Here is a 25,196-nt window from a genome sequence, read left to right on the forward strand (position 1 = left end):
ACTGTTCCGGGCGGAACTATCATTTCCCCGCCCGGTTTTCAAAATTTCTAAAAATCAAAATCAAAAATATTATGTATAAATACACAAAATCAGGCTTTCAAGTGTTTGTGGAAGCAGAAATAGGAAACAGAATTTTTGCAAGAGCATTGACAATCTTTACAGATGATGAGTATGGTCATGAATTTGAGGGTTATGGCTCTTTGGAAGAATACAAGAAAGAAGAGTTATTTGATACTCAACCTGTTGAAGTTCTAAATCTAGAAATAGATGAGATTAACAAACAAATTATAAGCAAAAGAAATGAGCTGAAGTCAATTGAACACGAAGTGAGAATGAAGAAATTAGAATTGGAACAGGCTCAAAAAACTCAAATAAGTAACGAGAAATTTATAATAAATAGGACTGAATTATTAAAGGCTAATACGATCACGATGTTTCCAAGTGATTCCATTGTGCCAATTACTAAGGATAAGAATGATAAAAGCTTCTACGGTCTAAAATTATCAATGGAAATTAAGATACAGGATGGAGAAGCAAATATGTGGGGCTACAAACTTTATCATGACTATGGAGATCATTCATGGCACTTGGATAAACGATATGGTTTCTTTGTGGATATACCGGAAGAGGAAGCGATAAGGATCTGTAAACAAAGACAATCAGAAGTGTCTTTTAGCGATTCCCAGATAATGCGAACCCCTGATAAATGGTTAACTGAAAAAAATTTAGAGAAAAAGCAACTAATTCTTCAAAACGAAGAAGAATCTAAAAAGGAAAAACTTAAAGAAGAAATTGAAAAAAAGCAACGTGAGTTGGACAAAATTAAAGCCTTAGCAAATGAAAAATAGCAAATACATTAAAGTATCCATATATGAGCGACTGCCAAAATATGGGTGGGCTGTTGTTGAGAATGGGTGCGGAGAAATTTTAACGGTGTTATTTAATCCAAATACCAACGTTAAAAAATTTAAATCGAATTATATATTCTTTCTTGAAGAAGTTCCAGACTATGAGGATGAGATGAAAGAGGTTCTACTTCAGTTTGTAGGTTGCCACACCTGTGGTCATACAATACCAGATTGGCTAAATGATAAAGCCGAAGAATTACTAACCAAACTAAAAACAGAATCATGATTGATGTAAAGGAAGGTGGTGTTTATAAAACTAAAGGAGGTTTTAAGGTTCTTATTACAGATATTGATTATGAAAGACAAAGGCCTTATCTAGGACATTTGTTTCATAAACAAGGAATGCGAGTGGTTTCATACTATCATAATCTTACTCACAAAGAAACAGATTTTGAAATAGTTTCAGCATGGGACAATTCAGAATTGCCTATTTATTATCACAAAGAAGTTCCTTTTAATAAAGACTACAGAGAAATACCAACAAATGTAGAAGGAATAAAAGGAGCTATTAAAGCAAATGAAGATCTTTGGTTTGTTGATAAAAACGGCAATAAATATCAAGGCTCAAAAACCTGGCAAGATATTTTAAATTATCGCTTAACAGGAAAATTCCCGGAAGCAAACCTATTTAACTACTAAAATAAACGGAACCCGGACCGTTCTTTCCGGAAATAATTTAAAATTTTAATCAATGAAAAAACAAATTTTCATCGGTGCATTAGCACTGGTAATGATGGCTGCATGCCAAAACGAAACTAATGATGTGCCAACTAATAGCACAGTAACTATGAAAAATACCATGTCAAGAGAATCAGCACCTGTAATGTGGGATAAACCCTCACAAAATCCCTTCGAGCTTGATGGTTATATTCATATTGATCGAGCTTCTTTAAGAACAGTATTTATGGGTGTTGAATTCAATCCTGTCGAAAGAAATTCTGAGATGTTCAGTTTGGTGACAAATGCGGTAAACAATAAAAGCGGTATGTCATCAAGGGTTGTAGCGAATGTATTGTGTTCCGTCCAGGAAGGTGATATGAATATCGCGCTTGTAAATGTTTGTGACAGTGGTAACTGCCAACAGTTCACTGTATACACTTTTGATTCAGGTAATCAGTATGTATCGCAGTTTAATGGAAATTACGCACTTCAATGTGCAGCAATCTATTTACATCCAATTGTTTTTGGATAATATCTAAGCCCCTTCGGGGGCATTTTTAAAAAAATACCAATGGAAAATACATTAGAAAATAAAGCAAAGTTCTTCGCTCAGTATTGGGGGCAACGAGTTGGTAATTTCATAGGCTCTACAGGTTTGTTTACGATAAGCCAATTATACTTGAAAAAATCAGTAGTTAAGCAAAGCTGGTTAGAACTCAAACCTCTTTCATCAATTACAGATGAAGATAAAATTCGAATAAAAAAAATTGAAAATATTGGAGATGAAGAAAACCCTGAAGCGTATTTTCATTTTGGAAACACATATAATCAGTCTTATTATAGTAATGAAGGATTCGAGAGATTTATGTTGTTAGACACTTATCAATATTTACAGAGTAAGGGCTACGCATTACCGTGGATGGGATTATCAGTTGAAAAACAAATCGAGTACGGTTGGATTAAACTTAAAAACACTGATTTATGAGTCACCAAGAGAAACAAAGCATATTTGATGAGTATGCAAAGAGTCAAGGATATTTAGATTGGAGTGATTTAAAAGCCGATTGCGATGAAAATCTTATGACTGAGGATGAATTTAGTCTTTTCATGTTTGAGGCCTGCGATCTCATACAGGCTGAGCAGCAGAAACGCATTGCAGAGAAAGAAGAAACTATTTCCGGTGACGACTTTTATTTCAGTGGCGTTCCGGTAGACAAAATAATTAATCCCGAAAACAAAATACAATGAAAAGAACGCCAAAAGAAATAATTAAAGATCAAATCAATGCTCTTTATTATTTAGCTTACTATGAAGATATAAGAAGTTTAGAAAACATTCTTCCAAATCATTATTCCATCAATGAAATACCTGGCAAAAATGCAATTAGATGCAAATCTGATTTAGGACTAAGGACGCATCGTAATGATGATCATGAAATGTGGAATAAAGTACATGGTGAAATTAAGGAAAGCTTTGGTGATATGCTAATTGAAATAGATTTTAATACATGTGCATTTTATCAGGACTTTACAATTTTCCACAAGGCTTATAATAAGAAAAATCTCATCAAATGAAAGAACTAGAAGAACTAACCCGGGATATACGGGAGAAGCTGCCGAGGCTGAAAAACTCAATAAAGGCTGAAAGACTGCAAGACAGCAAGAACAATTGTTGGAGGATCTTTATGGGAGGTATATTTATGGGAACAACCAGTAATAATGAATTATCAAAATATGTAGTGAAGCATATTAATGATGATGAAATAAAGCTTAACAACGTGATGGAATGGATTAACATCATACACGAAGGGGATCGATATTATTTCTTCATATTTAAAGAATTGTACTACCGTTTATTTGAATTCTGGAATCTTTCAAATCCTTATCTCAAAGACCAATCCCCTGAACTTATCACTTTTTTACACTCACTTATAAAAACAAAACAATGACAAAAGAAAATAAAATCCCATATACAAAAAATACCATTGAAGCAAGACAAGTATTGCAATCATTAGGCTACAGGCCATTGTCTTTTTTTCAGGGTAAAAAATATGTTTTCGGTATTATTTCCGATCGTGCAAATGCTTATAGTGCTTGGAAAGAAAAAGACTATTCAACTTTTGATAACAGAGAGGCTTATCATGAGTTTGAAGCATGTGATTTACAAACATTTACAGAAAAATTAAAAAAATATGAAAACTAAACAGCAAGTCATCGAAGAAGCATGGGGGAATAACTACCCAGTGTTCAAAGAATTCATTGACGAAAATGGTTGGGGTAAATATCCAGAGTTTCAAAAGCATGAAATGGTTGAAAACGTAAGACCTTTGGAATTTAATTATTCTGACTTTCGTCCTTTGTCTCTGCATGGAATCGAAAACAATAATGGTTGGATAAGAGTAGAAGATATACTTCCGGAAGAAGGATTTGAGGTTATTTGTTTTAACGAAAAGTGGATAGATGAAGATTTTAATCCGAAAGGTGTCAGGATTGGTTTTTTAAATGGTAACGAATGGACAACTGCTCATTACTGGAATTACCAAGATACATACGTTACTATTTCATATTCAGATTGTGATGAAGAATTCAGCGATGAAATAAGAGAGAACATAGACCCTACTCACTATAGGATAATTGACAAACCACCAATTTACTAGCCATGAATAAAGACGAACTTTTAAAAATTTACTCAGCTTATCTGCCGTATGAACTTAAAGGAAGATCAATATACAATGCCAATGATGATGAACAAAATGAAGATTGTATACTTACTCTTAAAGACGGTTTGAATAATCAAGTAGGAATTGACGATTGGGTAAATCAATATTCATATCCAATAAAGCCCTACTTATACGATCTATCCTATTTAACCAAGGAGATAGAGCATGAGGGGGAAACGTTTGTGCCAATGATCAAACTTTTAGAGCTACAAGAAACGAATGCTTTTTCAAGAAATGCAATTATCAAAAATGCAACATCATTCAATAATGAGAAAGTTATCGACTGCAAAAGCAAAACCTTTAAGATGCATCCAGATGCTATGACGGAACATAAAGTTAGATACTTGGTAGAAACATCTAATATGGGAACTCTGGTTTACTCATTAACATATGATGAACATTTTGATCGGTTTTATATGGCTGACGAGACCAGAAAATTAATATTAGGAGTAGGACACCAAAGACAAATGTTTGAAAAGCTCTATGAGTGGAAATTAAACGTCTTTAACCTTCCGGAAGACCAGTTTATCAACAAAGCAACTTTAACCAATAAATAATAAAGCTATGACAGTAAAAAAATTAAAAGAGATCCTAGAGCAAGTTGATGAAACTTTGGAGGTTTTCATTAGTCAGGAAAACATTGAGTACAATCACTCAATTTGCGAGAAAGCAGAAGTAAAAAGTATTGTAATGTATGATGGTGATACCCCAATGTGTGAAAGTACAGTATTTGCCATTTCTGATGAAATTTAATTTTAACCCCGTGCCATCTTAGGGTGGCACTTTAAAACAAGAATTATGAAGCATCAACGATTCGTAGTGCATGTAAGCTACGCAAAAATAGATTTTAAATGTCCCTATTGCGAAAAACCGTATAAAGATTCTGAAGATGTTTATTTGGATAGATGTAATAAAAATAAGTCAGGATGCACAACAATTAAATGTGAATGTGAAATGACTTTTGGAATGACATACGATATTACCGGAAAAGCGGTTTCTTTTAAAATTAATAAATCATGAAAGCACCACAAGAACTGCGTTTAGGAAATTACGTTGAATATAGAGGATATTTTTATCAGGTTTGGAGTATTGGCAATAATTCCAATCCTAGAAGAGAAAGTTACTTTATTGATTTAGATTCTAGCACTATTGATAATCATTTAAAAGGAGTCGATTCAAATGATATTTCTGCCATAGAGCTAACAGAAGACTGGCTTTTGAAGTTTGGATTTTTAATTGATTACATGAATAAGGACATTTTAATTTGCGCTTACTATGGAAATAATCCTGTGACCAAAGATTATATTTTAGAGTTGAAAAATGTAGGCGATGGATGGTTTTACCGAAATGGTTATTTTAAAATGAAATACGTCCACCAATTGCAGAACCTTTATTTCGCCCTTACCGGGGAAGAACTTAAAATTAAAGAATCATGAAAATAAAACACGAAAACGTTATCACAGCATTTTTAGTTATAGGAATACTAGGAATGTTATCTATTATGATTTTAGGAATGGTTTTATGGGCAATTGAAAATTAAAGAATCATGAAACAGTTAGAGATAAAAACAAATAAAAGACTCCTTATTGTGGAGTATGAAACAGAAGCGGAATCTGCAATCGAATGGGCTTTAATGCATGCTTTTAAGAACCCGAATATTGTTAATCACGGGCATAAGGTTAAACCGATATGTAATGGCTCCGATCTTACCAATGAAATTGCAAAGGGGTTTATCCCAATTGATGAAAAAGGAGCACGGACAAAATACCCAAAAGCATTTTTAATTTCTTACAAAAGATTTCTAAATGCTTTTATAGATGTGATTGAATCAAAAGGTTGGTATTGGGGAGAAAATCCGGTATCATTAGAACGCGAGAAGATTTATCGTAATATGGGTGATATTTTTAAAGCAGATGGGATTTTTAAAGTATGGCAGGAATCAGAATCCAGGACCTTCAAACCTGATCAATGTTTAATCTTTGAAATACTGTAAAAATGAAATGTAAATATTGCAGCATGGAAATTAAATTTTCAGAAATATCAGATAAGTGGAAAAATTCAAAGGACCATTTTATAAGGCATAAGTGTAAATCTTGTGGAATGTGGAACCCAATAACACAGGATATAACCGGAAAGCTTTTAGTTTATTAATTACGGAAACCCACAATACACAACCCAATAAAAAAACTAAATTAGAGCTATGAAGATAAAACATCAAAACTCACTAATACTCGCTACAATATCTGCTATTAATTCCTCAGTACTAGGCAAAGGGATAAAGGCTACATGCGACATTAAAGTTAAAAGAGGTGATTATGATTCACTTTTGGAGATTACGAGAAAAGACGGAGACCCCGTACAACCAATAGATGCATTTATGCTCGGTTATTTCGTTGGAAGGGATTATGATAAGTAGTATCTTTACTTCATGGAAGAAAAAGAAAGACAATTCTTAGAAGCAGTTAAAAAAGAATTTGATAAGTCAGGAGGCGCAAATGGTATTGATCACAATGTGTACGACCCCATTTTAAAAATGCCCCTGGCGGAAAAGCAAGAATTTTTCAAACGGTTAATCCGGGAAAAGAAAATTATCCAAATTAATCATCTTAACGGCATTTCGTTTACGCTGCCAAAATAAAGCCCCTGAATTAACAGGGGTATTTTTTTGTCTAAAATTTAGAAGTTAGTTTAATGAAAAAAAATTGTTAGAAAAAACTATAAAAAAAATTAGGTAGGTATTGTTTGGACACATTTGTTTTCGTAACTTTACTGTAAAGCAGTTGGTTATGAAAGAGATAAAGCCGAAGAAATGCGCAGTATGTGGTAATGAGTTTGTGCCTTTTTTGTCAACTCAGAAAGTATGTGGAACGAGCTGTGCAATTTCTTTAGGTAAATCAAATATTCAAAAACAAAACGCTAAAGCTTGGAGAAAAGAGAAGAAGATCAGGAAGGAGAAATTAAAGACTCAAAGCGACTGGCTACAAGATCTCCAAAAGGTATTCAATGAATTTATCAGAGTTAGAGACAAGGGTAAGCCGTGTGTGAGTTGTGGGTGTATGGTTAATGGAAATGGACACGCCAGTCATATGTTTTCGGTTGGATCAAGCCCTTCATTGCGTTTTAATGAGGATAATGTTTGGAGAAGCTGTGTAGAATGTAATCTTCATAAACATGGAAATACAGCAGAATACAGCATAAGACTTAGAGAAAAAATAGGTGAAGAAAGATTCAATAGTTTAGTTGTTAATAGAAATAAGCCTTTAAAGCTTTCGGTTGAAGAAATTAAACAGTTGATTGTAGAATATAGGAAAAAAATTAAATCACTAAAATATGCGTGAAGTCTGGAAAGATGTCGTAGGATACGAAGGTTATTATCAGGTCTCTAATCTAAGTCGAGTAATGAGGATTGCAGGATATGTAAAATACAGAGGCGATAAGAGATGGTGTAATGGCAGGATATTGACCCCTCGGGATAATGGGATGGGATATTATAGAGTTAAATTAACTGTAGATAATAAGCCGAAGGCTATTATGCTTCATAGAATAATTGCTATGGCATTTATAGAAAATCCTAAAAACTATCCATGTGTAAATCATAAAGATGGAAATAAGAAAAATAATAATATTTCAAATCTTGAATGGTGTACGCAAAAAGATAATATACTACATGCCAGAGCAACTGGGCTGGTTGATTTGGAGAAGCTCAGAAAGGCGACGTCCGCTACTGGAAAGAGAACAGTAAAAAGAATTTGTGGATGGAACTCGAAAAAAGTAATAAACAAAAGTAACGGGGTTATATATCCTAGTGTGACAGCTGCCGCAAAAGATTACGGGATTGATAGAAGGCATTTGAATGATGTTCTTAGTGGCAAGTTCAGAAACAAAACTACTTTGGAATTACTTTAGATATGATTAATTTTTGTTGTTGAATTACCAAGCACAGATGATGAGTGCAGAGGGGGAGGAGAGTTGGTTGATGAAGGAGGGTGCTTGGTGTTTTTTTGAAGAAAAGAAAAATTATATATGGAAAAGGAAATTGAGTTATTAGATCATTTCGCAGGGCAAGCGCTACAAGCACTAATCTCTAAGATGCCGTTTTATGATGTAAATGGGGAATATGGAGAGAAATTAACACAAGATGAATTAACAGTGATAAAAGAAGGTATAGCAGCTACTGCCTACGAATACGCATCGTACATGTTGATTAAGAGAAAGGACAGCTTAAAGTGGATTGATAAAAACGAGTCATTCTTTAAGGAATAGTTAAAACGTGTTGCCAGTATATGAGATATACGACCTTAACATCGGTTAAGTGTTACTGAGCGAAACAGGGGGCAACAGCAAAAAGAGGGGTGAGAAGATTTTTGCCTTTGTTTTTAACATTAATATTCAAAAAATCCATATTGCAACTATGGTTGACTCCCGGTAAAGGCCGGGAACAGATAAGATGGCGGAATTGGTAGACGCAAGGACAGCATTTAAGTTGCTTATAAAGAGGTTCTATCCTTCAGTGCAGGTTCAAGTCCTGCTCTTATCACAATGAGGCATCTATTATGCTGACTGATAGGAAAGACTATCATTATAAAGAACAGTGGCGGGTAAGACCGCAGTAATGAGATAGTAGCGTTTAGCACGTGAGGTGCGAGTGGATTACTCTGAAAACACTTGGAGGTGTTGCTGGGAGGAGGCTCTTAAAAGTATGCTGAAACCCCCATTGTTCTTTTTAGATTGAATAAATAGAGCAAAGGTGAACCGGACACCATCAGCCACGTTCGGAAGGCGGTAAAGCTGATCTCTATTTTTAATGCAGTAGGAACTATTTTTTTCATATTAATATTTTGTGATTTGGTGTCCCGCTGCTGTAATAGGTAGCGGGGTTTTTAATTTAGGGAGTATGGGCAAGGTTAAAAAGACAATAAAAGTTTTGTTTGGTAAAAACGCAACTCAAACGTATTGGGGAAGACGAGGGTGTTCACATGGAATGTATAATACATATTCTTTCAACTACTTTATATACGGAGTTAAAGGAATTATTTGTATTGAAATAAAAGAAGAATGGTAATGATATTAACAATTTTATTAACAGTTTGGATAACCTGCGGGATTATTTATTGCTCGAAAGAAATGGCAAGGCCATTTAGCACATGTAGAAGCAATTTGGTGATTTTGGACTTTATATTTTCTCCCTACTTAATCGCGTCTGATATTATTCAATATTGGAAAGAATGCAAAGAATCGAGAGACAAGTATAAATACTAAACTAATTTTCTATGGCATGTAACTGTAAAGATATAGACTTTGGTTCTGAGGAAAACTTCGCCCAGCAAATTATGGTCGATATTCCACCACATATGGATGGTTATAAGCAAGCAAGGCTAAATGAAGGGTTATCTGATAAAATATGCATTGATCCTTGTATCATTGATGAGGTTAAGGAACTTTGGAGTTTGGGAATCAAAACGCTTGGATGTTGCTGCGGGCATAATAAAGCAGAACCATTTGTAAATGTTCATGAAAAGGATATTCAAAAAATGCTGAGTCTAGGATATGTTCAGAACCACCAGGATAAAAACAGAAAAGACACATTTAGATTAAAATCAGTTTGAAATGGCAAAGAAGAAGAGTGAAGAGAATGAAGGGAGAATGCCGGACGGTAAGTTTGCGGAGGGGAATAAGTTTTCTCCTGGCAGAACGCCTGTATATTCAAACGGTGAAGAACTCGCTGAAAAACTTCTTGAATATTTTGAGTGGATTAAAGGGGAGTATGAGATTCACGATATAATTACAACAAATACAAAAGGTAGTGGTAAAGATGCCGTAACCACAACGATATTAACTCCTACTAAAGTATGGATCAGAGATCCAGAGGAACCTACAATGACAGGACTTGCAATTTTCTTAGGATTTGAAAGTCGTCAATCCTTACATGATTATGCAAAAAAGGACGGTTTTACTTACCCGATAAAAAGAGCTTTGTTAGAAGTAGAAAATAACTATGAAAAGGGTTTATGGAGCGATAAGGTTGCGGGAGTTGTATTTGGTCTTAAAAATATGGGATGGAGTGATAAACAAGAACATGTAGTAGAGTCTACTGTATCAATGAAAGAACCTCCTAAGTGGAATGTAGTTGACGCAAGCAAGAAATGAATGTTTTAAAAGAATATTACCCACTATATACTGAAGATTATTTCATCGCTGATTTATGGGGCGGAAGAGCAGGGGCAAGGTCTTACGCAATGTCACAAAGGGCCTTATATAACTTGCTTCATAAGGAAAATTCAAGGGCGTTCTTTCTAAGGCAGACACACGCTACGATTTATACTTCATGTTGGCAAGATCTTAAGGACCGTATTGCAGAATATGAAGAATTTCACGGAGTTAGTTTAGCTGGGGTAATTGAAATTACCGATAATGAGCATGGAAATAATAGTGCTAAAAATTTACTAAATGGAAACTCAATAAAAACAAAAGGTTTTAAAGTTTCTTCAGGTAATCAAACGGCAAGTTTAAAATCTCTGGCAGGAGTAACAGATATTTATATCGAAGAAGCAGATGAAGTAGAAAAAGAAGATTTTGATAAGCTTTTATTGTCTTTGAGAAAGAAAGGGGCAGATATTAGAGTGTTAAGGGCATTTAACCCACCTGAAAAAGATCATCACATTTGGTTAGACTATAAACTTACAAAAGTATCTAATGAGGTATTAACTGAAATAGTTCTTAAACATAGCCGAAAGAATAGGAGTGAGGTTGAGCAAATAGTTAAACAAAACAATAAGCCTTATTATTTAGCAGTTCCAAAAAGAAAGAATCATCTTTCTATTCAGAATACTTTCATAAATAATTATCAAAATCTTAACGAGACCGCTCTAGAACTATATGAGAAATATTTAGAAGATGATTTTCACTACTTCTGTACTACAATTTTAGGTTTAATTCCAGATAAAGGTGGTCATTCGGTATACAATGATTATGACGATATAGAAAACCATAGCGATAGAGTAGTTCAACCAAACGATGTTCTGCATATCGGAATGGACTTTAACGTAACAAATATGAGTGCTATTATTCATGTACATGAAGGAGATTCAGATTATGCAGTTGCAGAACTTACCGGAATATTTGATACGTTTAGTATGTGTGAAAAAATAAAAGAGTTATACGGTGGACATAGTATTGTTATTTATCCGGATGCTTCAGGTCAGAATAGAAAAACAAGTGGAAAGTCGGACTTTGATATTATAAGACAGTATAAGTATGTGATCAGGACAGGTGTTAGTAATCCGGCAGTACGAGATAGGGTTAATGAGGTAAACACGGCTTTTAGGGAGAAAAAGTACTATGTTAACAGGTTTACATGTCCGGTTTACTCAGAATCACTTAAAAAGCAAAAGTATAAAAATGGTGAGCCTGATAAAAAAGAGGGATATGATCATACAAATGATGCTGGAGGGTATTATATAACTAAGAAAGGAAAAACGATAAAAATTAGTTCAGGTGGCGCAAGGACAAGGGGATAGTTTAGAAACGATACTGCAGAATGAATCTGTTTTTAAAGCAGTATATGAATTAATACCCGCAGAAGATACATTTAATGTGGGTAATATTTTCAAGGTATCTTTTACAAAAATTTATCAATGTTTTGATTTGTATAAAGAAGGTAAAGTATTAGAAGCGGTAGGATTAATAATTAACAAAACGTTTGAAGAAGTTTTACAATTGCCTGCTAATGAAACTATGAAGTTCATGAAGTGGCTAGAACAAGAGATTTTAAAATGTTCCAACCTTCTGAACAATATACCTTCAGTAAATAACCCGGATATGATAGCAGCAGGAGCGGATAGAATGAATGAATTAGGTGAATTCGCAATTTATCGCGCAATAACAAATGATCCTAGAGAGTGGAAAAGTTTAGGAGATATAGAGTTTGAATTGATGTATATAAAATTGAAAGGAGATGGGATTGATTCGGTAATTCAGCGAGATTACAATGAAATAATTAAAAATAAGAAGTAATGAACATAATCAAGCAATTTGAAAATCTGATAACCGGGTGGAATGAAGAAAGTAAATGCGGTAACTGCTGGAAGTTTGTAGGAGCTGGGCGCCCTGATCTATTCAATATGTTTCAAGGGGTCGAGGAGGCTGAATGTTGTATTTATGTTGGGTTGTTTAATATAAAATTCGGTACTAGATATACGCCTGACATTAATGGTTTCACTAGTAAACAATATTGCTTCACGAGTTTTGAAGGATTTATTGGTATCCCTAGCCGATTAGACATACAGTTTTATAATGAGCTAGGTAATTCCGACCAAGAAAAAGAAGAATCAAAGTGGACAATATTAAATTCTATAAAAGATTGTCTCGGTTGTGATTTCCTTGAAATACTTTGTGACGATAATGGCTTATATCAACCTTCTGAATTTACAGCAATTCAAAAGATAAACTACCAAGATTCTAACTATGATGGATGGCTAATTAAAGGACAATATAATTATTGATTATGGTAGCAACGGAATATTTAACAGTTGAGGAAATAGCTTCCGTAATGGAAGAGGTAGTAGAAAAGTTTCTCATACCTAGATTTAATGAACTTGGAATGAATGCAACAGGTGACTGGCTTAAAAACGTCGGTGGTGAGGCTGAGCCAGGAAAAGGGTTGATAATGGGATTAGATTATACCGAACAACTTGTAAAAGGGCAAGAACCGACTACAGTACCTCTGCCTGATCTGAAACGATGGGCAAAGGCTAAATTTAAATTAAGTGACAATGTTGCAGCAAGTGTAGCGACAAGAGTTCAGAGAAAGATAAAAGAAGAAGGAACAACATGGTATGAAAAAGGAGGAAGTAACTTGCTTGAGGTACTTGAAGAACAAGATACTATAAACTTTGTCAATATGAAGTTAAGGCAATATGCAACACCAAGAATTCAAGAGCAATTAATAAGACAATTAGGGGGATGAAAAAGATAAAGATTGACCCGGAAAAAATTATTAAAGGCAACCCAGTTAATATAAATGGTAGATGTTGCAATATTCCTCCACACAGAAATGCTCCTCCTCCACCATCAAAAAAGAAAAGTATATGGGAACGATATTCCAATGGTGAAATACTTATTCCAACTTATGATTTAGTACTACCAAAATCAATAATTAGAACTCCTGAGCGTATTCCATCTCCACAGGAGCCAAGAAGGATACAATATGGGAAGTTAGATAAATCAGAAATAAAAACATTTTTATTAGGGGTTTTTGTTTTTGCATTTGTAGTAACGTGTATGTGTTTAAAAAAATAAAAACTATATGACAATAAATGGATTAGAAAATAATTACTATCTCACCCAGAATGATATTTGGGTTAAGATAAATGGTTTTACGGAAGTGGTTTCAAAAATTATTTTGGAATTTAAGAACCTAACTACAGGAGAAGAATTAAAAGGCTTTGAGTGTTCAGCGAGTCCGGATAACGATTGTTTTTTCAATGTGTGTTTCCCGATTCGAGCATTAATGCCGGAACCTAACCATATTGTTTATAATAGCCTTCAAAACTTTCAGATTAAGATTACTGCAAAGTTTAAGAATACAACATTACCTGATGAAGTTTCAACTATTACGAAATACTTCATCAGAGGTGGTAGAAATAAGCAAGGGCAAAAAGAATGGTACTTGAATGATGGCGATTTCTTGGTGAATGATTTCTGGATTTCAGGAGGTAATTCATGGACTGCCTTAAGCGGCCCTTTAAAGATAAGTTCAGGAACATTAGTTGAAGACAGTACGTATAGTAAAGAAACTATGCAGGAAGAAAGAAAAGCATGTGATGGTAAAGTTTTAAAGTATTTGAATTCAATTGGAGGTTATGAGTATTTCTATTTCGATAGATACGAAGTTTCAACCAAAACAAAACCTGATAAAATAGTAAGCAGAATTACAGACCGATTAAGAAAAGACAATTTTCAAAATATCGGATATGAAGAAACTAAAACCATAACTTTTAATGTTTACACGGAAGAAAAAATTCAGTCGAATTTTGAAGAGCTAATAAGTAGTCTGCATGTTCTAATGTATAATCCTGAAGGTAATGATAATGATTCTAAATGGTCTTTGCTTAAGTTAGATGATAATACATCAGTGTACAATAATTATGAAAATGCCTATGAGAACAAAGCGACATTTACATTGCCAACTTTTAGAACGATTAAGTTATGATAATTGAATTATGGGTTGATGGGGTATCTCTTGATCTATATCAGGATACGGAAATAAAACATACACTGCAGATTAATGATGTTGCGGAAGTTAAAGACCGTCAGGCATCTTACACCAATTCATTTAAATTACCCAAAACACCTAAAAACGTTAAAGCGCTTGGTGGTTTGGGTATACATTCCAATACGTCAAATATACCCTATTTAAAGCCTGATGCTTTACTTAAAATAGAAGGTTTTGATTTTCTAACTCAGGCGTGGGTTCAGATCACATCAACAGATGATGAATATAGTGTATCAATCTATTCCGGTATAATTGAATTTTTTAAAATCTTTGAAAACAAAACGATTGGAGATTATCTCGCAGCAGAGCTAACTGAAATCAACCATAATAAAAACTTAACAACTGTTATCAATACACAAAACGATGATACATTAAAATACACATATCTGTTTGCCGACTTCAATGGAATAACTCATAGAAAGTCTAATAGTAATGTCGTTAATATTGATTTCGTAGTGCCAAGTGTATTGGTTTCATACTTATTTGAGAAAATACATACTAAGGCTGGATATACATTCAGTGGAGAATTTATGACATTTGACGATTATATAAATTGGTGGATTTCTTACCCAAAGGCACCTGAAGATGATGGCTCTACCATATATTTTGATGAAACAAAAACAGGCATTTCTTTTTCTCCACCAGGCGCTGAAGGATCTTTTGGATTTACCTTTAATAATGGAGGATCAAATGGTGTAAAAATATTAGAAAAAGGGATATATAATATTTTGGCAGATGGAATAGCGGGTTTAAACGAACCTGTCCCTTCAGGTCTTGGGAGTTTATCATATAATTTCTATGCAACAATCAATGGTATACAAATGAATTTAGCTCCACAAATGGAACTAAATGAAAATGATGTAATTGAATTATTTTATGATATTCAGTCTGATTGGAATGGTTCTGCATCAATGCATCTTAAAATTAGGAAGCTTGAAGATGTTTCATTTACTGAAGAATTCAAAGATCTTAAAGTTACTGATCTTTTAAAGGATGTTTATAATTTTTTAGGTTTAACACCAAATATAGACAATGTTAATAGAAGTATTGAATATTTGACCAATGAGAAGCGTTTTAAGAATTCAGAAACTGAAGATTGGTCAAATTATTTAATAAGTATAGATAATGAAACTTATAAATTTGGCTCATCATATGCTCAAAATAACTTATTTAAATATAAATATAATGATCAGGAGGATAACCAGTCTGATGGCGCTTTAGTAATAGACAATAAGAATCTTGATGAAGAGAAAACCGTATTTACTTCTATAACATATTCTGTAGAAAAAGAACGGCTTTCAGATTTTTATGTCAATAGCTCTTTGACGCAAAAAGCATCTATTTACAAGCTGTACGAAAAGGAGCCGCAAGATGGATCTACAGAGCTTAAATATAAACCTCTATCAAAGAGATATTTCTATCTCAGAATGAATAAAGTTAACGAATCTGTTGTTATTGGTTCTGACATTCAAGATTTAGAACAAACAAACTCTATCATAAAATTTGGGGAGTTCAGAGATCTTACGATGGGATATATCATTGGGAAATATTATAAAGATTTCAAAAACGTTATCAACCAATCTATTATTTGGAATGTTACTTTAAATGTTCCTTACCCAAAACTATTGAATTTGGATTTAACTAAAGTATTGTACTTTGATCAGCTCCAACAATACTGCTTTATTAATAAAATTTCATTTGATGATTCCAAAACAACAGCAGAATTAGTAAGAATTAAAGACTTTAGATCATGAGTAATATAAGGGATATATCATTAATAATACAAAACCTATCGAAGGTAACTGGATTAAAATTTGTAGGTGGCACATCACTGTTTATTCAGGGTAAATTAGAAACTATCAATGATATTGATGTTACCGTTCCAAACTTGGAAGAAATCAAAAAAGTATTTGATGTAAGGGTAATTGATGGGACGAATGGTGAAAGGGCTTACAGTGTCCATAATGGAATTTTAATCGATATTTTTATTCGTGAGAACGATGAGCAAACAATATTAGTAGGCGAAAAAGCTAATTGTGTCACGATAGAATCTCAAATAGAACATTTGGTAAGCAAATTAAAAACAAATTTGAAAAGTAGTGTAAGGCAAGAAACGGTCGCAAAAATAGAATATTTAAAAACACTATTGTAGGCAATAAAAAAAAATGAAGGAGGATTATGGCAGAAAGAATAGTTTTAGCACAGTTTGATATTGATTCCAGGCTTCTTGAGGAAAAAATAGCCCAAAATCAAACTAAAATAGACCTTTTAAACGGAGAAATTAGAGACACCCGTAAGGCGATTAAAGAATACCAGGATCAGGCAAAGTTAATGGCCGGGATTATTACCGAGGGTAATAAAGCAATTGAAACGGCCAATGAAGAATTAGCCCAAGGTATTATCACTCAGCAACAATATAATTACATTGTTGGTCTCACTACCGATGTTATCCGGGAATCTGAAGTTGAATTATCACGTTTGATTGCCGTTGAAAGAGAGCAACAGTTGCAATTGGTATCGTATAGAACTGACCTGCGTAATGTTAATGACGAAAATAGGGAGTTAAACACCCTTCTTAGATCAGGAAGAACCGAAGTTCAAGGTAACGAAGGAGCTTATCGGGAAATGTCTCAACAATTAGCAGCTATTAGAATAGAGGCAAATAATCTTGGCGCTCAAATGAGACAGCTTGAACGCGAAGGGAAAGAAAATACAGAAGAGTACCGTAACGTTTCACAACAATGGCAAGAGGCAGGGTCTAGGGCTAGAGAGCTTCATGATCAATTACTTGAGCTTGATAGGGCAACGGGAGACAATAGGCGAAATGTTGGGAATTATGCGGAAAGTATTAAAGAGGCGTTCGGTGAGTTAGGTGCAGGATTTGGACAATTGATGTCAGGAAATATTATTGGTGGTTTCCAGGCTATAAGAGGTTCTATAGGCTCAGTTAAAACAGCTTTAGCAGAACTATGGACAGCTATATTAACAAATCCTCTTCTTGCGCTGGCTGCGGCATTAGCAGCAGTTGCGGTTGGATTTGTTCAAGGTATGAAGGCTGTTTTTGAGTATAACTCGGAGGTTGCGAAGCTGAACAAAGAAATAGAAGGTTTAACAAATCTTACAGGCACTGTAGTAGATAGATTAAGAGAATACGCAACAGCTATTGAAGCTGTTTTTGGGAAAGAGTTCACTGATGGTATTCAGGAAATGGGTTCATTAATGACTGATTTTGGGCTCACATCAAAACAAGCATTCGACCTGTATTCTAAGGGACTTGCAAAGGGCGGGGCTATGAATTCAGAGTTTGGAGATAGTATAAAAGAATACGGTGTTCTTTTTGCACAAAATGGATATTCAGCTGAAGAATTTTTAAACTTACTTAATGCAGGTATCGACTTAGATATTTATACCGATAAGTTGCCAGATGCAATTAAAGAAGCGGGTTTGTCTTTAAATGAACAAACTAAAGCTACTAGGGATGCTTTAGTAAATGCATTTGGACAATCATTTTCTGATGATTTACTAAAAGGAATAAGAAATGGATCTATAACGATAAAGGATGCGGTTGATCAAATAGCTACTCAGGCTCAGAAAGTAGGGTTAAATACCCAACAAATCGCGCAATTAAACGCAGATGTTTTCAAAGGAGCCGGAGAAGATGCGGGAGGTCTAGTGAAAATTATTGAAGCTGTAAATCTTGCAAATAACAAAGAGGCAATGTCATTAAGCCAAGTAGAAGCAGCAACAACTACATTAACAAATGAAACATCTAATTTAGAGAAAGCAAAAACAGAAGCTTTTAAATCAGATCAGATTATAAATTTCACAAAAGGATTCGAACTTGCATGGACAAGAATCAAAACAGTATTTGTTCAACTGGTAGGGGGCATAGTTGATGCAGTTTTATGGTTCGATAAAATAACCGGTGTCTCTGAGTCTGTTAATAAAGTCATGGATGATTTAGCAAATCAAGGAAAGGCTGTTATGAAGGCATTTGAATCATTAGGTGATGTTTTCAAAGATATATCTGATGCTTTAGGGATAAATACAGATAAAACAGGGTCTTGGATTAAAAGTATAATGCAAGCGATAAATCCAATAAACTTATTAAAGGGTGTAATATTAATAATTACATCTACTATTCGAACTTTTACATCCGTTATCGAAGGTAGTAGAATACTTATTACAACTTTCACGATAACAGCAAAAAGCTTAATAGGTCAAGTAATAGACATTGCCAATGATTTGAAAAATCTTGACTTTACCGCTGCACTAAATCGATTAAAAAACATTTCTATTTCGAAAGAGCTAGCTGAAGCGAGAAAGGAGGCTGAAAAGATAATTGCGTTAAATAGAAGCAAAAAGAATGATGTAGAACAAGTTTCAAGTACTACACCAAAATTAAAGGGAAATGACAAAGATACAGGAGCTTCAGCAGATGCGGCAGCAAAAGCAGCAGCAGAAAGACAAAAGATTTTAGAGAAGCAACAAAGAGAAGAAGAAGCGGCAAGGAAAAAAGCAGAAGCGGCATTAGAGGCTGCGGCTAAGCAGGATTTAGCAAATGCCAAAGAGAGGGCCAACATTGCAATACAAGCTACTCAGGCAGAACTTGCAGAGTATATTGCAATGAATGCTGAAAAACTGAAATCTGACAAAAGACTTACACAGGAAAAGGTAAATGAAATGCAAAGGTATCTTGAGAGCGTAAGAGAGAAGTCACAAATCGCTAATGAACTAGAGAAGCAACAAAAAATTCAGTCACTTAATGATCAGATTGAAGCGATAAAAGGCTTTTCTCAACAAGAAATAGCGCAAAAGGAAAACCTTGAAGCCCAAAAAGTAATTATCACTAAAGAGTACGCTACCAAAGAGTTAATTTTAAACAACGAAGCCAATGATAAAAGAAAAGAACTTGATAAAAAATTTTTAGAAGAAAAGACGCAGGCCTCGAATTTAGCTAGAGCATTAGAGTTTCAGAAGCAATTAGCAGACCTTGAAACAAATGGAGCTACTGAATTTGAATTACAAAAAGCACAGTTAAACCAACAGACCGAGCAAAGGTTAACAAGTTTCCTAGAAGAAAATGAATTAAAAAGGCAATTAGACCAAGAAAATTACGACATAAACGCTGAAATAGAAGCTCAAAGAAGAGAAGTAGAAAATCAATTGGCATTAGAACAAGATGAAATTAAGAAGACGAACCTAGAAAATTTACTTTCTAATTTAAATATTATTCAGCAAGATTATGCAAATAAAGATGTTAAAATATCTCAGGATAAAGAACTTTCAAAATGGGGGCTTGCATCATCAGTAGCATTAGGAATGGCTAAAGTTGCAGGAGAGCAGACAGAAGCAGGTAAAACATTAGCTGTAGCTGCTGCAACGATCGATACAATTGCCGGATCTGTTAGAGCTTTAAAAGATTATCCAGCACCGTATAGTTATATATTGATGGGAACAACCATTGCGGCAGGTTTAGCACAAGTAGCAAAAATACAAGGTGTAGATACAGGAGGAGCAGCAGCTGGAATAGCTGGTATAAGTTCAGCCGTAACATCATTTGCCCCCAAAAAAACAGCTAAGGCAGCCAATGGGATGTTGATAGGTCCTTCTCATGCTAATGGTGGAATTCAAATTAAAACACCTGACGGTATGATTGAAGCGGAAGGCGGTGAAGTTATTATCAATAAGCGTAGTTCTGCGATGTATCGAGGTTTATTATCGCAAATAAACCAGATAGGCGGTGGAGTTAAATTTGCGTCTGGCGGAATCCTTGGAAATTTAAGTAGTTTATCGACGGTCCAAAATAATTTTAAGTCAGTAATTGATATGGATGCAATGAGACAAATAGTAGGAGAAGCTGTATTAGAAGGCTCAATGCAGGGAACGCTTGCGGGAAGCCAAATGGGTATTGTCGAATTGTCAAATAACAGAGAAATTCAAAACGGAGCAAATTTTTAAGATATGAAGGAGGAATTTAAAAGGTTTTGCGAAAGCTTAAATAAACAAGAGGAAATTAATATTATCAGAGATACTAAAGCAGTAGCGGTAGGGTTATTAAATTTTAAAACAGGAAACAAAAAAGCCCTAGAATTAGCTAATAAAAGACTTGAAAATCACTGTAAAAGTTGTAAATTTAGTATTGACGAACCAATCCCTGAATTACGAGTTGAGGACAAGCAAATCCCGGAACTTTCCGGTAAAACTTGCGGGGATTGCGGATGTATTTTATCATATAAATTAAGACAGTCAGTAAAGAAGTGCAGAAGATGGGAACAGTAAAGGAAGCAGTTCAGAATAACAGAAGTTTATTCTATAAATTAAACAAGTGCGGAATCAAAAATATTGAAACCGCACTGGATTATCTTTCTATTTATGAGCAGTATGAAAATCAAAAACACATAGATTCATGTACTGAACGTAAAAAAGTTGTTGCTGTATTTTGCAAAGTAACAGTTAGAACTGTAGAAAAAGCCTTGCAGACTATGAAAAGGGCTATTTAGCTATCTACAAGTAGTTCTATATTCAATTTCGTAGTAATAAACATTATTAGTGCCAGGTATAAGATGAAAATTGGTGCTTTCTCCTGATCTTATGTAATCAACATCGTTACATCTTTTTTCACCTGCACTATATGGGTTGCCGGTTTTACTCCATTCTTCCTTAGATATTATATCAGAAGGCGTGGTAGTTGATCCAACAGTACTTACAACCTTTCTTTGGTATTTTTGTTCAGTACATTGACATTGCCCGGGTTCGTCAGCAGAGTTACAAGATAATAATAGTAGAGAAGTGATAACGATACTACTTAAATAATTCATCTGTTTTCTTTTTTGATTTAAAAAGGTCATCAATCTTATTGACATCTAAATTATTAATAACTTGATCAAATTCCTGTTCATCATTAAAAACCAAGTAAAATCCCTTAGTGGTCATAAATTTGTTACTGCTAGAAGTTAACTCATATTCGTTACTCAGAATGAATAAATACTTACCATTAATTATTTTGAATCTAGGAATAATAGTTTTTGAAAAATCAAAATTCCATTTTGACCCATAAAGAAAAGCAATATCATATCTGCTAAATTTAACATCAATATCTTTATCAAGGTCAGTAACTTTGTTTTCTATTGCGGTTTTTTTCCAATTTGAATATACTTCCTTACATTTAGTTAAATCTGATTTAAATTTATCTAAGTCGGAAATAGGAATTAAAATGTCAATTTTTTTTACAATATTATCTTTAGGCGATGTGCCAAAATAAACTCTGGCTTTTTTTTCGGTAGGATTATCAGCCTGTATTTCATACTTTTCACCCGGAAAGTAACTCATTGTATATGTTGATAAAACTTCTTGAGCATAACTTATACAAGAAAACATAAAGGCACTTAATAAGAATATTTTTTTCATGATTATAATTTTCCACAAAGAAAGCAAATATTTTTGATATGGGTTTTGCGGGAAACCGTAATTGTTACTTAGCTATTTTTTTAAATAATCTAAAACTAAAATAAATTTCATGTTTGATCTGTTGTGTCTAAAATCTATTTTTATTTGGTTTTTCCATTTTGTTTTATGAACATATTGAATTTCGCCTATATCTTCACCAGCATCTACGAAAACAAATGTAGGACCATTTAACGATATACTTTCAACAAAAAAACCGTTTGATTCAATATTTTCAATCTGCCTAATATTATAAGATGGATATTCATTGCTAAATAATAAATTATATAATTCACTTCTTATATCTTTCTCAATATAAGGCTTATCGTAAAATAAAATATTATTACATCCCATAACTATTACATTTTTAAGTTAATATGTATTTCTGTCTAAACGTTCTAACCTTTCCTTTAAATAAGTAAGCTTTTCCAACAACACAGCGTTCTGTTTTTTGACCAATTTTAAAACTCTTATTAATTCAGCACGTGTCGGTTGTTCTACAGGTTTAGGATGTTCAATATCCATCATCTTATTGCATTATTTATTTTTTCTTTCATTTTTTCCTCCTTCATTCTCAATTCATGAAACCCGGATTTCTCCATTGGCAATTCTCCATTCATTTTACAGAACTCTAAATATTCATCATACATCTTATCGTCTACCATCTTTTTTTGATGCGTATCAATATAGGGATTTACCTGGCTTTTTTTCTTTCCAAATAAGGCATTTAGTAACCAATAGAAACAAAAACAAAGAATAAAGAACATTAATATCATAGTCGGTGCGAAATAAATAATTCGCTAAAATCCGTAATTGCTTTATTAATAGCTATAAACGATTGTTTTACTGCGAATTGTGTTTACACAAATTTACAAAAAAATAAGTGAAACTTTGTATTAGGTAGATTGGATTTTAATGAAGCACGAGATTTTTATTTACGGAGATATAGTTCCGTTCAAATGGCTGAATGATGGTAGCGAATATGACTTAAAGGATTTGAGAGATTCTATAAGTTCAATTGTTTTCCAGCCTTCTGATGAACTTATCGTTAACATTCATACTTATGGCGGTGATACCACTACTGCTTTTGCAATCAGAAACTTACTAAAAAGAACCAAAGCCGAAAAAGGCATTTCCATTAGAACAAGAGTAGACGGATACTGTGCTTCTTCCGGGGTTATTATTCTTTTGGCAGGAGACAAAGACAAGAGAACTGGAAGTAAGTTTTTAAAGCCGTTTGTTCACAATGCTTGGTCATGGATGGTTACAGGTGACAAAAATGAGGCTAAAAAGATTTTTGAAGCTCTGGATATTGTCGATAATGAGATTGCAGAATGTTACGCCGAAGATACAGAGATTTCAAAAGAAGAAGCTTTGCAATTCATGAGTGAGGACCGTGATCTTACAATAGAAGAGTGCATGAAATATGGATTTTACTCAGAGCTTGAAAATGTGCAAGCCGTTCAAAACTCCATGATCTTTAATTCTATCATTTCAAGGAATAAAGAAAGCAGAAATAATTCAATAAATAATAAAATGACGCAAGAAGAGAATTCATTTTTTAACAAGATTAAAAACTTGTTTAATGAGAAAGTTCCTTCTAAAAATGCGATGCTGTACACTGATAAAAATGAAGAGGTTGTATTTGCTGAGCTAAATGAAGGAGAAAAGCCGAAGGTTGGCGATGCTGCAACTATCAACGGCAAAAATGCGAGTGGAACAGTGAATATGGCTGACGGATCTACTTATAAGTTCGAAAGCGGTAAAGTAACTGAGATTGAGGAAAAAGAAGGAGGAATCGACTCTGTGACGCTTAATTCTATCAATGAAAAACTTGAGGGTTTAATCACTGAAAACAAGAATTTGAAAAGCACAGTTGAAGCACAAAACTTCACTATTGACGGTTTAAAAGAAAAGCTTAACAAAGTAACTGATTTTGAAGCGACTTTCAATAGTCTCAAAAGTATTGTTGGGGAATACGGCGCCGGAATGGAAAATGAGCCTCAGGCTACTCCAAACAACGTGCAACCCTCTGTGAAAACAAACAGATTCGAAAATTTCAAACTAAAAAACACAAAGTAAATGGCATTAGCATACGATTTTAATATTCAAGATTTAATTGATGCTTCATGTGATCTTGCACAAGCAAGAGAATTGAATATCAATAATATGATTTTCCAGGAGACTGTTGAAACTTCTGATTTTGCTCAGAAGCACTACATTCAAACTGGGATCGAGCATAACACTCCAATTATCGCATGGGAGCAACCTAAAAACTGGGGGTTCTTAAAAAAGTCAAGTGATACAGGATGTTCGTGGAACTCATGTACGCTGTCTTCTGAACCTACTAAAAAAGTTTGGTCGCCTCATAACTATGACTGTTCATTAGAATTCTGTTGGAATGACGCACAAATTACTAAGAACTTCAGAGCATTCTGGATGCTTAAATGCCAATCAGATCCTGAAACAGAATTTGACAGTGCGTTTTATCAATTCGTAGTAGATCAAACTATGAAAGCGGTAAACGATTCACAGTGGAGGATTACATATTTCGATTATAAAGATAACACCAATACCGATTTTGCGGGGATTGATAATATCTTCTTGAAATTACTGGGAATTCTTACAGATCCTGTTTTAGCAGCCCAGCAAAGAGTAACGATTACCGAAAATGCAGGAGCAGATATTGCCGCACAAATGACTTTGCCAGCAGATGCGGGTTATAAGTATTTCAAACAAATGTATTCTCTGATGCTGACTAACAGGCCATTTATGATGACTAAGCCAGGGCTTAAGATCAGAGCGACTCAAGAACTAGCATTGAATTATCTGAACTGGTTACAAGAGAATAAAGAAATTAATTGCTGTTTCTCACCTACTGACGGCGTGACAGGGTCAAAGTATTCATTAGAGAATCTTAATTACATGGGAGTACCTATTCAGATCGAACATGAATGGACTGAGCTGATTAAGTTTATTGCCGGACCTACTGCAACTGTGTATGACAAACCTCATAGAGCATTGCTTACTTATGATACTGAGATTTCAGTAGGTACATGTGACATGAATGCATTCAAACAAATGAAGAGAATATACGACCCGGTTACAGAAAAGCTTCATATCAGAGTTAAAACTAACATTGATGTTCAGGCAACTTTTGACAAAAATTTCATTATAGCAATTTAATAAG

At 34.0% G+C, this 25,196-nt stretch carries 40 protein-coding genes and 1 tRNA gene; 36 read left to right on the forward strand and 5 right to left on the reverse strand.

Features of this window, described 5'->3' with window-relative positions:
- The first annotated feature begins 71 nt into the window (after nucleotides 1–71).
- From ACR1PO_RS15570 to ACR1PO_RS15670, 21 genes are all read left to right on the forward strand, one after another.
- Nucleotides 72–848, forward strand: coding sequence for a hypothetical protein (locus tag ACR1PO_RS15570; protein WP_433987337.1), 777 nt, complete (start codon nucleotides 72–74; stop codon nucleotides 846–848).
- Nucleotides 838–1,134: a hypothetical protein gene (locus tag ACR1PO_RS15575; protein ID WP_433987338.1), complete on the forward strand. Its 297-nt coding sequence runs from the start codon at nucleotides 838–840 to the stop codon at nucleotides 1,132–1,134. Before ACR1PO_RS15570 ends, ACR1PO_RS15575 begins: the two co-directional genes overlap by 11 nt.
- A complete protein-coding gene (locus ACR1PO_RS15580) occupies nucleotides 1,131–1,547 on the forward strand; it encodes a hypothetical protein (RefSeq protein ID WP_433987339.1) in 417 nt (138 codons plus the stop codon). Before ACR1PO_RS15575 ends, ACR1PO_RS15580 begins: the two co-directional genes overlap by 4 nt.
- Before the next feature lie 52 nt (nucleotides 1,548–1,599).
- Entirely contained in the window at nucleotides 1,600–2,100 is a 501-nt protein-coding gene (locus tag ACR1PO_RS15585; RefSeq protein WP_433987340.1) for a hypothetical protein, read from the forward strand.
- Between the two features lie 39 nt (nucleotides 2,101–2,139).
- Nucleotides 2,140–2,553: a hypothetical protein gene (locus ACR1PO_RS15590; protein ID WP_433987341.1), complete on the forward strand. Its 414-nt coding sequence runs from the start codon at nucleotides 2,140–2,142 to the stop codon at nucleotides 2,551–2,553.
- Nucleotides 2,550–2,816: a hypothetical protein gene (locus ACR1PO_RS15595; RefSeq protein WP_433987342.1), complete on the forward strand. Its 267-nt coding sequence runs from the start codon at nucleotides 2,550–2,552 to the stop codon at nucleotides 2,814–2,816. Before ACR1PO_RS15590 ends, ACR1PO_RS15595 begins: the two co-directional genes overlap by 4 nt.
- Nucleotides 2,813–3,142, forward strand: coding sequence for a hypothetical protein (locus ACR1PO_RS15600; RefSeq protein WP_433987343.1), 330 nt, complete (start codon nucleotides 2,813–2,815; stop codon nucleotides 3,140–3,142). Before ACR1PO_RS15595 ends, ACR1PO_RS15600 begins: the two co-directional genes overlap by 4 nt.
- Entirely contained in the window at nucleotides 3,139–3,516 is a 378-nt protein-coding gene (locus ACR1PO_RS15605; RefSeq protein ID WP_433987344.1) for a hypothetical protein, read from the forward strand. Before ACR1PO_RS15600 ends, ACR1PO_RS15605 begins: the two co-directional genes overlap by 4 nt.
- Entirely contained in the window at nucleotides 3,513–3,770 is a 258-nt protein-coding gene (locus tag ACR1PO_RS15610) for a hypothetical protein (RefSeq protein WP_433987345.1), read from the forward strand. Before ACR1PO_RS15605 ends, ACR1PO_RS15610 begins: the two co-directional genes overlap by 4 nt.
- Nucleotides 3,760–4,224 (forward strand): hypothetical protein, encoded by a 465-nt coding sequence (locus ACR1PO_RS15615; RefSeq protein WP_433987346.1) that lies wholly within the window; start codon nucleotides 3,760–3,762, stop codon nucleotides 4,222–4,224. Before ACR1PO_RS15610 ends, ACR1PO_RS15615 begins: the two co-directional genes overlap by 11 nt.
- A 2-nt stretch (nucleotides 4,225–4,226) precedes the next feature.
- The gene (locus ACR1PO_RS15620; RefSeq protein WP_433987347.1) at nucleotides 4,227–4,844 is read left to right on the forward strand and encodes a hypothetical protein; all 618 of its coding nucleotides are present in this window, start codon (nucleotides 4,227–4,229) and stop codon (nucleotides 4,842–4,844) included.
- A 7-nt stretch (nucleotides 4,845–4,851) separates the two neighbouring features.
- Nucleotides 4,852–5,040 (forward strand): hypothetical protein, encoded by a 189-nt coding sequence (locus ACR1PO_RS15625; protein ID WP_433987348.1) that lies wholly within the window; start codon nucleotides 4,852–4,854, stop codon nucleotides 5,038–5,040.
- 45 nt (nucleotides 5,041–5,085) lie between these two features.
- Nucleotides 5,086–5,307 carry a hypothetical protein gene (locus ACR1PO_RS15630; RefSeq protein WP_433987349.1) on the forward strand — a complete coding sequence of 74 codons (222 nt, stop codon included), beginning with the start codon at nucleotides 5,086–5,088 and terminating at the stop codon, nucleotides 5,305–5,307.
- Entirely contained in the window at nucleotides 5,304–5,723 is a 420-nt protein-coding gene (locus ACR1PO_RS15635) for a hypothetical protein (protein ID WP_433987350.1), read from the forward strand. Before ACR1PO_RS15630 ends, ACR1PO_RS15635 begins: the two co-directional genes overlap by 4 nt.
- A 110-nt stretch (nucleotides 5,724–5,833) precedes the next feature.
- On the forward strand, nucleotides 5,834–6,280 hold the full coding sequence (locus ACR1PO_RS15640; RefSeq protein ID WP_433987351.1) for a hypothetical protein: 447 nt from the start codon (nucleotides 5,834–5,836) through the stop codon (nucleotides 6,278–6,280).
- Between the two features lie 207 nt (nucleotides 6,281–6,487).
- Complete coding sequence (locus tag ACR1PO_RS15645) at nucleotides 6,488–6,703, forward strand: hypothetical protein (protein ID WP_433987352.1); 216 nt, start codon at nucleotides 6,488–6,490, stop codon at nucleotides 6,701–6,703.
- Nucleotides 6,704–6,715: 12 nt separating this feature from the next.
- Complete coding sequence (locus ACR1PO_RS15650; RefSeq protein WP_433987353.1) at nucleotides 6,716–6,925, forward strand: hypothetical protein; 210 nt, start codon at nucleotides 6,716–6,718, stop codon at nucleotides 6,923–6,925.
- 148 nt (nucleotides 6,926–7,073) lie between these two features.
- A complete protein-coding gene (locus ACR1PO_RS15655) occupies nucleotides 7,074–7,625 on the forward strand; it encodes a recombination protein NinG (RefSeq protein ID WP_433987354.1) in 552 nt (183 codons plus the stop codon).
- The gene (locus tag ACR1PO_RS15660) at nucleotides 7,618–8,193 is read left to right on the forward strand and encodes an NUMOD4 domain-containing protein (protein WP_433987355.1); all 576 of its coding nucleotides are present in this window, start codon (nucleotides 7,618–7,620) and stop codon (nucleotides 8,191–8,193) included. The genes ACR1PO_RS15655 and ACR1PO_RS15660 overlap by 8 nt, the downstream gene beginning before the upstream one ends.
- Before the next feature lie 117 nt (nucleotides 8,194–8,310).
- The gene (locus tag ACR1PO_RS15665; RefSeq protein WP_433987356.1) at nucleotides 8,311–8,550 is read left to right on the forward strand and encodes a hypothetical protein; all 240 of its coding nucleotides are present in this window, start codon (nucleotides 8,311–8,313) and stop codon (nucleotides 8,548–8,550) included.
- Between the two features lie 178 nt (nucleotides 8,551–8,728).
- Nucleotides 8,729–8,824, forward strand: a tRNA-OTHER gene (locus ACR1PO_RS15670).
- 154 nt (nucleotides 8,825–8,978) lie between these two features.
- On the opposite strand, the gene ACR1PO_RS15675 is transcribed toward ACR1PO_RS15670, so the two are convergent.
- Nucleotides 8,979–9,116 (reverse strand): hypothetical protein, encoded by a 138-nt coding sequence (locus ACR1PO_RS15675; protein WP_433987357.1) that lies wholly within the window; start codon nucleotides 9,114–9,116, stop codon nucleotides 8,979–8,981.
- A 441-nt stretch (nucleotides 9,117–9,557) separates the two neighbouring features.
- Between ACR1PO_RS15675 and ACR1PO_RS15680 the strand changes: the two genes are divergently transcribed.
- The 13 genes from ACR1PO_RS15680 to ACR1PO_RS15740 are packed head-to-tail and all read left to right on the forward strand — an operon-like array spanning nucleotide 9,558 to nucleotide 21,063.
- The gene (locus ACR1PO_RS15680) at nucleotides 9,558–9,893 is read left to right on the forward strand and encodes a hypothetical protein (protein ID WP_433987358.1); all 336 of its coding nucleotides are present in this window, start codon (nucleotides 9,558–9,560) and stop codon (nucleotides 9,891–9,893) included.
- 1 nt (nucleotide 9,894) lies between these two features.
- The gene (locus ACR1PO_RS15685) at nucleotides 9,895–10,434 is read left to right on the forward strand and encodes a terminase small subunit (RefSeq protein WP_433987359.1); all 540 of its coding nucleotides are present in this window, start codon (nucleotides 9,895–9,897) and stop codon (nucleotides 10,432–10,434) included.
- Nucleotides 10,431–11,804 carry a phage terminase large subunit gene (locus ACR1PO_RS15690; protein WP_433987360.1) on the forward strand — a complete coding sequence of 458 codons (1,374 nt, stop codon included), beginning with the start codon at nucleotides 10,431–10,433 and terminating at the stop codon, nucleotides 11,802–11,804. The genes ACR1PO_RS15685 and ACR1PO_RS15690 overlap by 4 nt, the downstream gene beginning before the upstream one ends.
- On the forward strand, nucleotides 11,782–12,300 hold the full coding sequence (locus ACR1PO_RS15695; RefSeq protein WP_433987361.1) for a hypothetical protein: 519 nt from the start codon (nucleotides 11,782–11,784) through the stop codon (nucleotides 12,298–12,300). The genes ACR1PO_RS15690 and ACR1PO_RS15695 overlap by 23 nt, the downstream gene beginning before the upstream one ends.
- Nucleotides 12,300–12,788: a hypothetical protein gene (locus ACR1PO_RS15700; RefSeq protein ID WP_433987362.1), complete on the forward strand. Its 489-nt coding sequence runs from the start codon at nucleotides 12,300–12,302 to the stop codon at nucleotides 12,786–12,788. The genes ACR1PO_RS15695 and ACR1PO_RS15700 overlap by 1 nt, the downstream gene beginning before the upstream one ends.
- 2 nt (nucleotides 12,789–12,790) lie before the next feature.
- A complete protein-coding gene (locus ACR1PO_RS15705) occupies nucleotides 12,791–13,252 on the forward strand; it encodes a hypothetical protein (protein ID WP_433987363.1) in 462 nt (153 codons plus the stop codon).
- On the forward strand, nucleotides 13,249–13,584 hold the full coding sequence (locus tag ACR1PO_RS15710; RefSeq protein WP_433987364.1) for a hypothetical protein: 336 nt from the start codon (nucleotides 13,249–13,251) through the stop codon (nucleotides 13,582–13,584). Before ACR1PO_RS15705 ends, ACR1PO_RS15710 begins: the two co-directional genes overlap by 4 nt.
- 7 nt (nucleotides 13,585–13,591) lie before the next feature.
- The gene (locus tag ACR1PO_RS15715) at nucleotides 13,592–14,497 is read left to right on the forward strand and encodes a hypothetical protein (protein WP_433987365.1); all 906 of its coding nucleotides are present in this window, start codon (nucleotides 13,592–13,594) and stop codon (nucleotides 14,495–14,497) included.
- Nucleotides 14,494–16,314: a hypothetical protein gene (locus tag ACR1PO_RS15720; protein ID WP_433987366.1), complete on the forward strand. Its 1,821-nt coding sequence runs from the start codon at nucleotides 14,494–14,496 to the stop codon at nucleotides 16,312–16,314. Before ACR1PO_RS15715 ends, ACR1PO_RS15720 begins: the two co-directional genes overlap by 4 nt.
- Nucleotides 16,311–16,712, forward strand: a complete 402-nt coding sequence (locus ACR1PO_RS15725) for a hypothetical protein (RefSeq protein WP_433987367.1) — start codon at nucleotides 16,311–16,313, stop codon at nucleotides 16,710–16,712. Before ACR1PO_RS15720 ends, ACR1PO_RS15725 begins: the two co-directional genes overlap by 4 nt.
- A gap of 26 nt (nucleotides 16,713–16,738) precedes the next feature.
- Nucleotides 16,739–20,521 carry a phage tail tape measure protein gene (locus ACR1PO_RS15730; protein ID WP_433987368.1) on the forward strand — a complete coding sequence of 1,261 codons (3,783 nt, stop codon included), beginning with the start codon at nucleotides 16,739–16,741 and terminating at the stop codon, nucleotides 20,519–20,521.
- Between the two features lie 3 nt (nucleotides 20,522–20,524).
- Nucleotides 20,525–20,842: a hypothetical protein gene (locus ACR1PO_RS15735; protein WP_433987369.1), complete on the forward strand. Its 318-nt coding sequence runs from the start codon at nucleotides 20,525–20,527 to the stop codon at nucleotides 20,840–20,842.
- On the forward strand, nucleotides 20,830–21,063 hold the full coding sequence (locus ACR1PO_RS15740; protein WP_433987370.1) for a hypothetical protein: 234 nt from the start codon (nucleotides 20,830–20,832) through the stop codon (nucleotides 21,061–21,063). Before ACR1PO_RS15735 ends, ACR1PO_RS15740 begins: the two co-directional genes overlap by 13 nt.
- 301 nt (nucleotides 21,064–21,364) lie before the next feature.
- On the opposite strand, the gene ACR1PO_RS15745 is transcribed toward ACR1PO_RS15740, so the two are convergent.
- The 4 genes from ACR1PO_RS15745 to ACR1PO_RS15760 form a co-directional block, all read right to left on the reverse strand.
- Nucleotides 21,365–21,970, reverse strand: a complete 606-nt coding sequence (locus ACR1PO_RS15745) for a hypothetical protein (protein WP_433987371.1) — start codon at nucleotides 21,968–21,970, stop codon at nucleotides 21,365–21,367.
- 72 nt (nucleotides 21,971–22,042) lie between these two features.
- Nucleotides 22,043–22,360 carry a hypothetical protein gene (locus tag ACR1PO_RS15750; protein ID WP_433987372.1) on the reverse strand — a complete coding sequence of 106 codons (318 nt, stop codon included), beginning with the start codon at nucleotides 22,358–22,360 and terminating at the stop codon, nucleotides 22,043–22,045.
- An 18-nt stretch (nucleotides 22,361–22,378) separates the two neighbouring features.
- Nucleotides 22,379–22,534, reverse strand: a complete 156-nt coding sequence (locus ACR1PO_RS15755; RefSeq protein ID WP_433987373.1) for a hypothetical protein — start codon at nucleotides 22,532–22,534, stop codon at nucleotides 22,379–22,381.
- Nucleotides 22,531–22,671: a hypothetical protein gene (locus tag ACR1PO_RS15760; protein ID WP_433987374.1), complete on the reverse strand. Its 141-nt coding sequence runs from the start codon at nucleotides 22,669–22,671 to the stop codon at nucleotides 22,531–22,533. The genes ACR1PO_RS15755 and ACR1PO_RS15760 overlap by 4 nt, the downstream gene beginning before the upstream one ends.
- A 250-nt stretch (nucleotides 22,672–22,921) precedes the next feature.
- Here ACR1PO_RS15760 and ACR1PO_RS15765 point away from each other — a divergent pair, with 250 nt between their 5' ends.
- Nucleotides 22,922–24,088, forward strand: a complete 1,167-nt coding sequence (locus ACR1PO_RS15765; protein ID WP_433987375.1) for a Clp protease ClpP — start codon at nucleotides 22,922–22,924, stop codon at nucleotides 24,086–24,088.
- Nucleotides 24,089–25,192 carry a hypothetical protein gene (locus tag ACR1PO_RS15770; protein ID WP_433987376.1) on the forward strand — a complete coding sequence of 368 codons (1,104 nt, stop codon included), beginning with the start codon at nucleotides 24,089–24,091 and terminating at the stop codon, nucleotides 25,190–25,192.
- Nucleotides 25,193–25,196: the final 4 nt, after the last annotated feature.

Origin of the sequence: Chryseobacterium amylolyticum (assembly GCF_051011775.1) — a bacterium.
GTDB lineage: Bacteria > Bacteroidota > Bacteroidia > Flavobacteriales > Weeksellaceae > Chryseobacterium.

What these genes read in the sequence shown, in the direction of transcription:
- ACR1PO_RS15570 (WP_433987337.1), top strand. Translation starts at nt 72, where the DNA reads ATGTATAAATACACAAAATCAGGCTTTCAAGTGTTTGTGGAAGCAGAA.
- ACR1PO_RS15575 (WP_433987338.1), top strand. Translation starts at nt 838, where the DNA reads ATGAAAAATAGCAAATACATTAAAGTATCCATATATGAGCGACTGCCA.
- ACR1PO_RS15580 (WP_433987339.1), top strand. Translation starts at nt 1,131, where the DNA reads ATGATTGATGTAAAGGAAGGTGGTGTTTATAAAACTAAAGGAGGTTTT.
- ACR1PO_RS15585 (WP_433987340.1), top strand. Translation starts at nt 1,600, where the DNA reads ATGAAAAAACAAATTTTCATCGGTGCATTAGCACTGGTAATGATGGCT.
- ACR1PO_RS15590 (WP_433987341.1), top strand. Translation starts at nt 2,140, where the DNA reads ATGGAAAATACATTAGAAAATAAAGCAAAGTTCTTCGCTCAGTATTGG.
- ACR1PO_RS15595 (WP_433987342.1), top strand. Translation starts at nt 2,550, where the DNA reads ATGAGTCACCAAGAGAAACAAAGCATATTTGATGAGTATGCAAAGAGT.
- ACR1PO_RS15600 (WP_433987343.1), top strand. Translation starts at nt 2,813, where the DNA reads ATGAAAAGAACGCCAAAAGAAATAATTAAAGATCAAATCAATGCTCTT.
- ACR1PO_RS15605 (WP_433987344.1), top strand. Translation starts at nt 3,139, where the DNA reads ATGAAAGAACTAGAAGAACTAACCCGGGATATACGGGAGAAGCTGCCG.
- ACR1PO_RS15610 (WP_433987345.1), top strand. Translation starts at nt 3,513, where the DNA reads ATGACAAAAGAAAATAAAATCCCATATACAAAAAATACCATTGAAGCA.
- ACR1PO_RS15615 (WP_433987346.1), top strand. Translation starts at nt 3,760, where the DNA reads ATGAAAACTAAACAGCAAGTCATCGAAGAAGCATGGGGGAATAACTAC.
- ACR1PO_RS15620 (WP_433987347.1), top strand. Translation starts at nt 4,227, where the DNA reads ATGAATAAAGACGAACTTTTAAAAATTTACTCAGCTTATCTGCCGTAT.
- ACR1PO_RS15625 (WP_433987348.1), top strand. Translation starts at nt 4,852, where the DNA reads ATGACAGTAAAAAAATTAAAAGAGATCCTAGAGCAAGTTGATGAAACT.
- ACR1PO_RS15630 (WP_433987349.1), top strand. Translation starts at nt 5,086, where the DNA reads ATGAAGCATCAACGATTCGTAGTGCATGTAAGCTACGCAAAAATAGAT.
- ACR1PO_RS15635 (WP_433987350.1), top strand. Translation starts at nt 5,304, where the DNA reads ATGAAAGCACCACAAGAACTGCGTTTAGGAAATTACGTTGAATATAGA.
- ACR1PO_RS15640 (WP_433987351.1), top strand. Translation starts at nt 5,834, where the DNA reads ATGAAACAGTTAGAGATAAAAACAAATAAAAGACTCCTTATTGTGGAG.
- ACR1PO_RS15645 (WP_433987352.1), top strand. Translation starts at nt 6,488, where the DNA reads ATGAAGATAAAACATCAAAACTCACTAATACTCGCTACAATATCTGCT.
- ACR1PO_RS15650 (WP_433987353.1), top strand. Translation starts at nt 6,716, where the DNA reads ATGGAAGAAAAAGAAAGACAATTCTTAGAAGCAGTTAAAAAAGAATTT.
- ACR1PO_RS15655 (WP_433987354.1), top strand. Translation starts at nt 7,074, where the DNA reads ATGAAAGAGATAAAGCCGAAGAAATGCGCAGTATGTGGTAATGAGTTT.
- ACR1PO_RS15660 (WP_433987355.1), top strand. Translation starts at nt 7,618, where the DNA reads ATGCGTGAAGTCTGGAAAGATGTCGTAGGATACGAAGGTTATTATCAG.
- ACR1PO_RS15665 (WP_433987356.1), top strand. Translation starts at nt 8,311, where the DNA reads ATGGAAAAGGAAATTGAGTTATTAGATCATTTCGCAGGGCAAGCGCTA.
- ACR1PO_RS15675 (WP_433987357.1), bottom strand. Translation starts at nt 9,116, where the DNA reads ATGAAAAAAATAGTTCCTACTGCATTAAAAATAGAGATCAGCTTTACC.
- ACR1PO_RS15680 (WP_433987358.1), top strand. Translation starts at nt 9,558, where the DNA reads ATGGCATGTAACTGTAAAGATATAGACTTTGGTTCTGAGGAAAACTTC.
- ACR1PO_RS15685 (WP_433987359.1), top strand. Translation starts at nt 9,895, where the DNA reads ATGGCAAAGAAGAAGAGTGAAGAGAATGAAGGGAGAATGCCGGACGGT.
- ACR1PO_RS15690 (WP_433987360.1), top strand. Translation starts at nt 10,431, where the DNA reads ATGAATGTTTTAAAAGAATATTACCCACTATATACTGAAGATTATTTC.
- ACR1PO_RS15700 (WP_433987362.1), top strand. Translation starts at nt 12,300, where the DNA reads ATGAACATAATCAAGCAATTTGAAAATCTGATAACCGGGTGGAATGAA.
- ACR1PO_RS15705 (WP_433987363.1), top strand. Translation starts at nt 12,791, where the DNA reads ATGGTAGCAACGGAATATTTAACAGTTGAGGAAATAGCTTCCGTAATG.
- ACR1PO_RS15710 (WP_433987364.1), top strand. Translation starts at nt 13,249, where the DNA reads ATGAAAAAGATAAAGATTGACCCGGAAAAAATTATTAAAGGCAACCCA.
- ACR1PO_RS15715 (WP_433987365.1), top strand. Translation starts at nt 13,592, where the DNA reads ATGACAATAAATGGATTAGAAAATAATTACTATCTCACCCAGAATGAT.
- ACR1PO_RS15720 (WP_433987366.1), top strand. Translation starts at nt 14,494, where the DNA reads ATGATAATTGAATTATGGGTTGATGGGGTATCTCTTGATCTATATCAG.
- ACR1PO_RS15725 (WP_433987367.1), top strand. Translation starts at nt 16,311, where the DNA reads ATGAGTAATATAAGGGATATATCATTAATAATACAAAACCTATCGAAG.
- ACR1PO_RS15730 (WP_433987368.1), top strand. Translation starts at nt 16,739, where the DNA reads ATGGCAGAAAGAATAGTTTTAGCACAGTTTGATATTGATTCCAGGCTT.
- ACR1PO_RS15735 (WP_433987369.1), top strand. Translation starts at nt 20,525, where the DNA reads ATGAAGGAGGAATTTAAAAGGTTTTGCGAAAGCTTAAATAAACAAGAG.
- ACR1PO_RS15740 (WP_433987370.1), top strand. Translation starts at nt 20,830, where the DNA reads ATGGGAACAGTAAAGGAAGCAGTTCAGAATAACAGAAGTTTATTCTAT.
- ACR1PO_RS15745 (WP_433987371.1), bottom strand. Translation starts at nt 21,970, where the DNA reads ATGAAAAAAATATTCTTATTAAGTGCCTTTATGTTTTCTTGTATAAGT.
- ACR1PO_RS15750 (WP_433987372.1), bottom strand. Translation starts at nt 22,360, where the DNA reads ATGGGATGTAATAATATTTTATTTTACGATAAGCCTTATATTGAGAAA.
- ACR1PO_RS15755 (WP_433987373.1), bottom strand. Translation starts at nt 22,534, where the DNA reads ATGATGGATATTGAACATCCTAAACCTGTAGAACAACCGACACGTGCT.
- ACR1PO_RS15760 (WP_433987374.1), bottom strand. Translation starts at nt 22,671, where the DNA reads ATGGTAGACGATAAGATGTATGATGAATATTTAGAGTTCTGTAAAATG.
- ACR1PO_RS15765 (WP_433987375.1), top strand. Translation starts at nt 22,922, where the DNA reads ATGAAGCACGAGATTTTTATTTACGGAGATATAGTTCCGTTCAAATGG.
- ACR1PO_RS15770 (WP_433987376.1), top strand. Translation starts at nt 24,089, where the DNA reads ATGGCATTAGCATACGATTTTAATATTCAAGATTTAATTGATGCTTCA.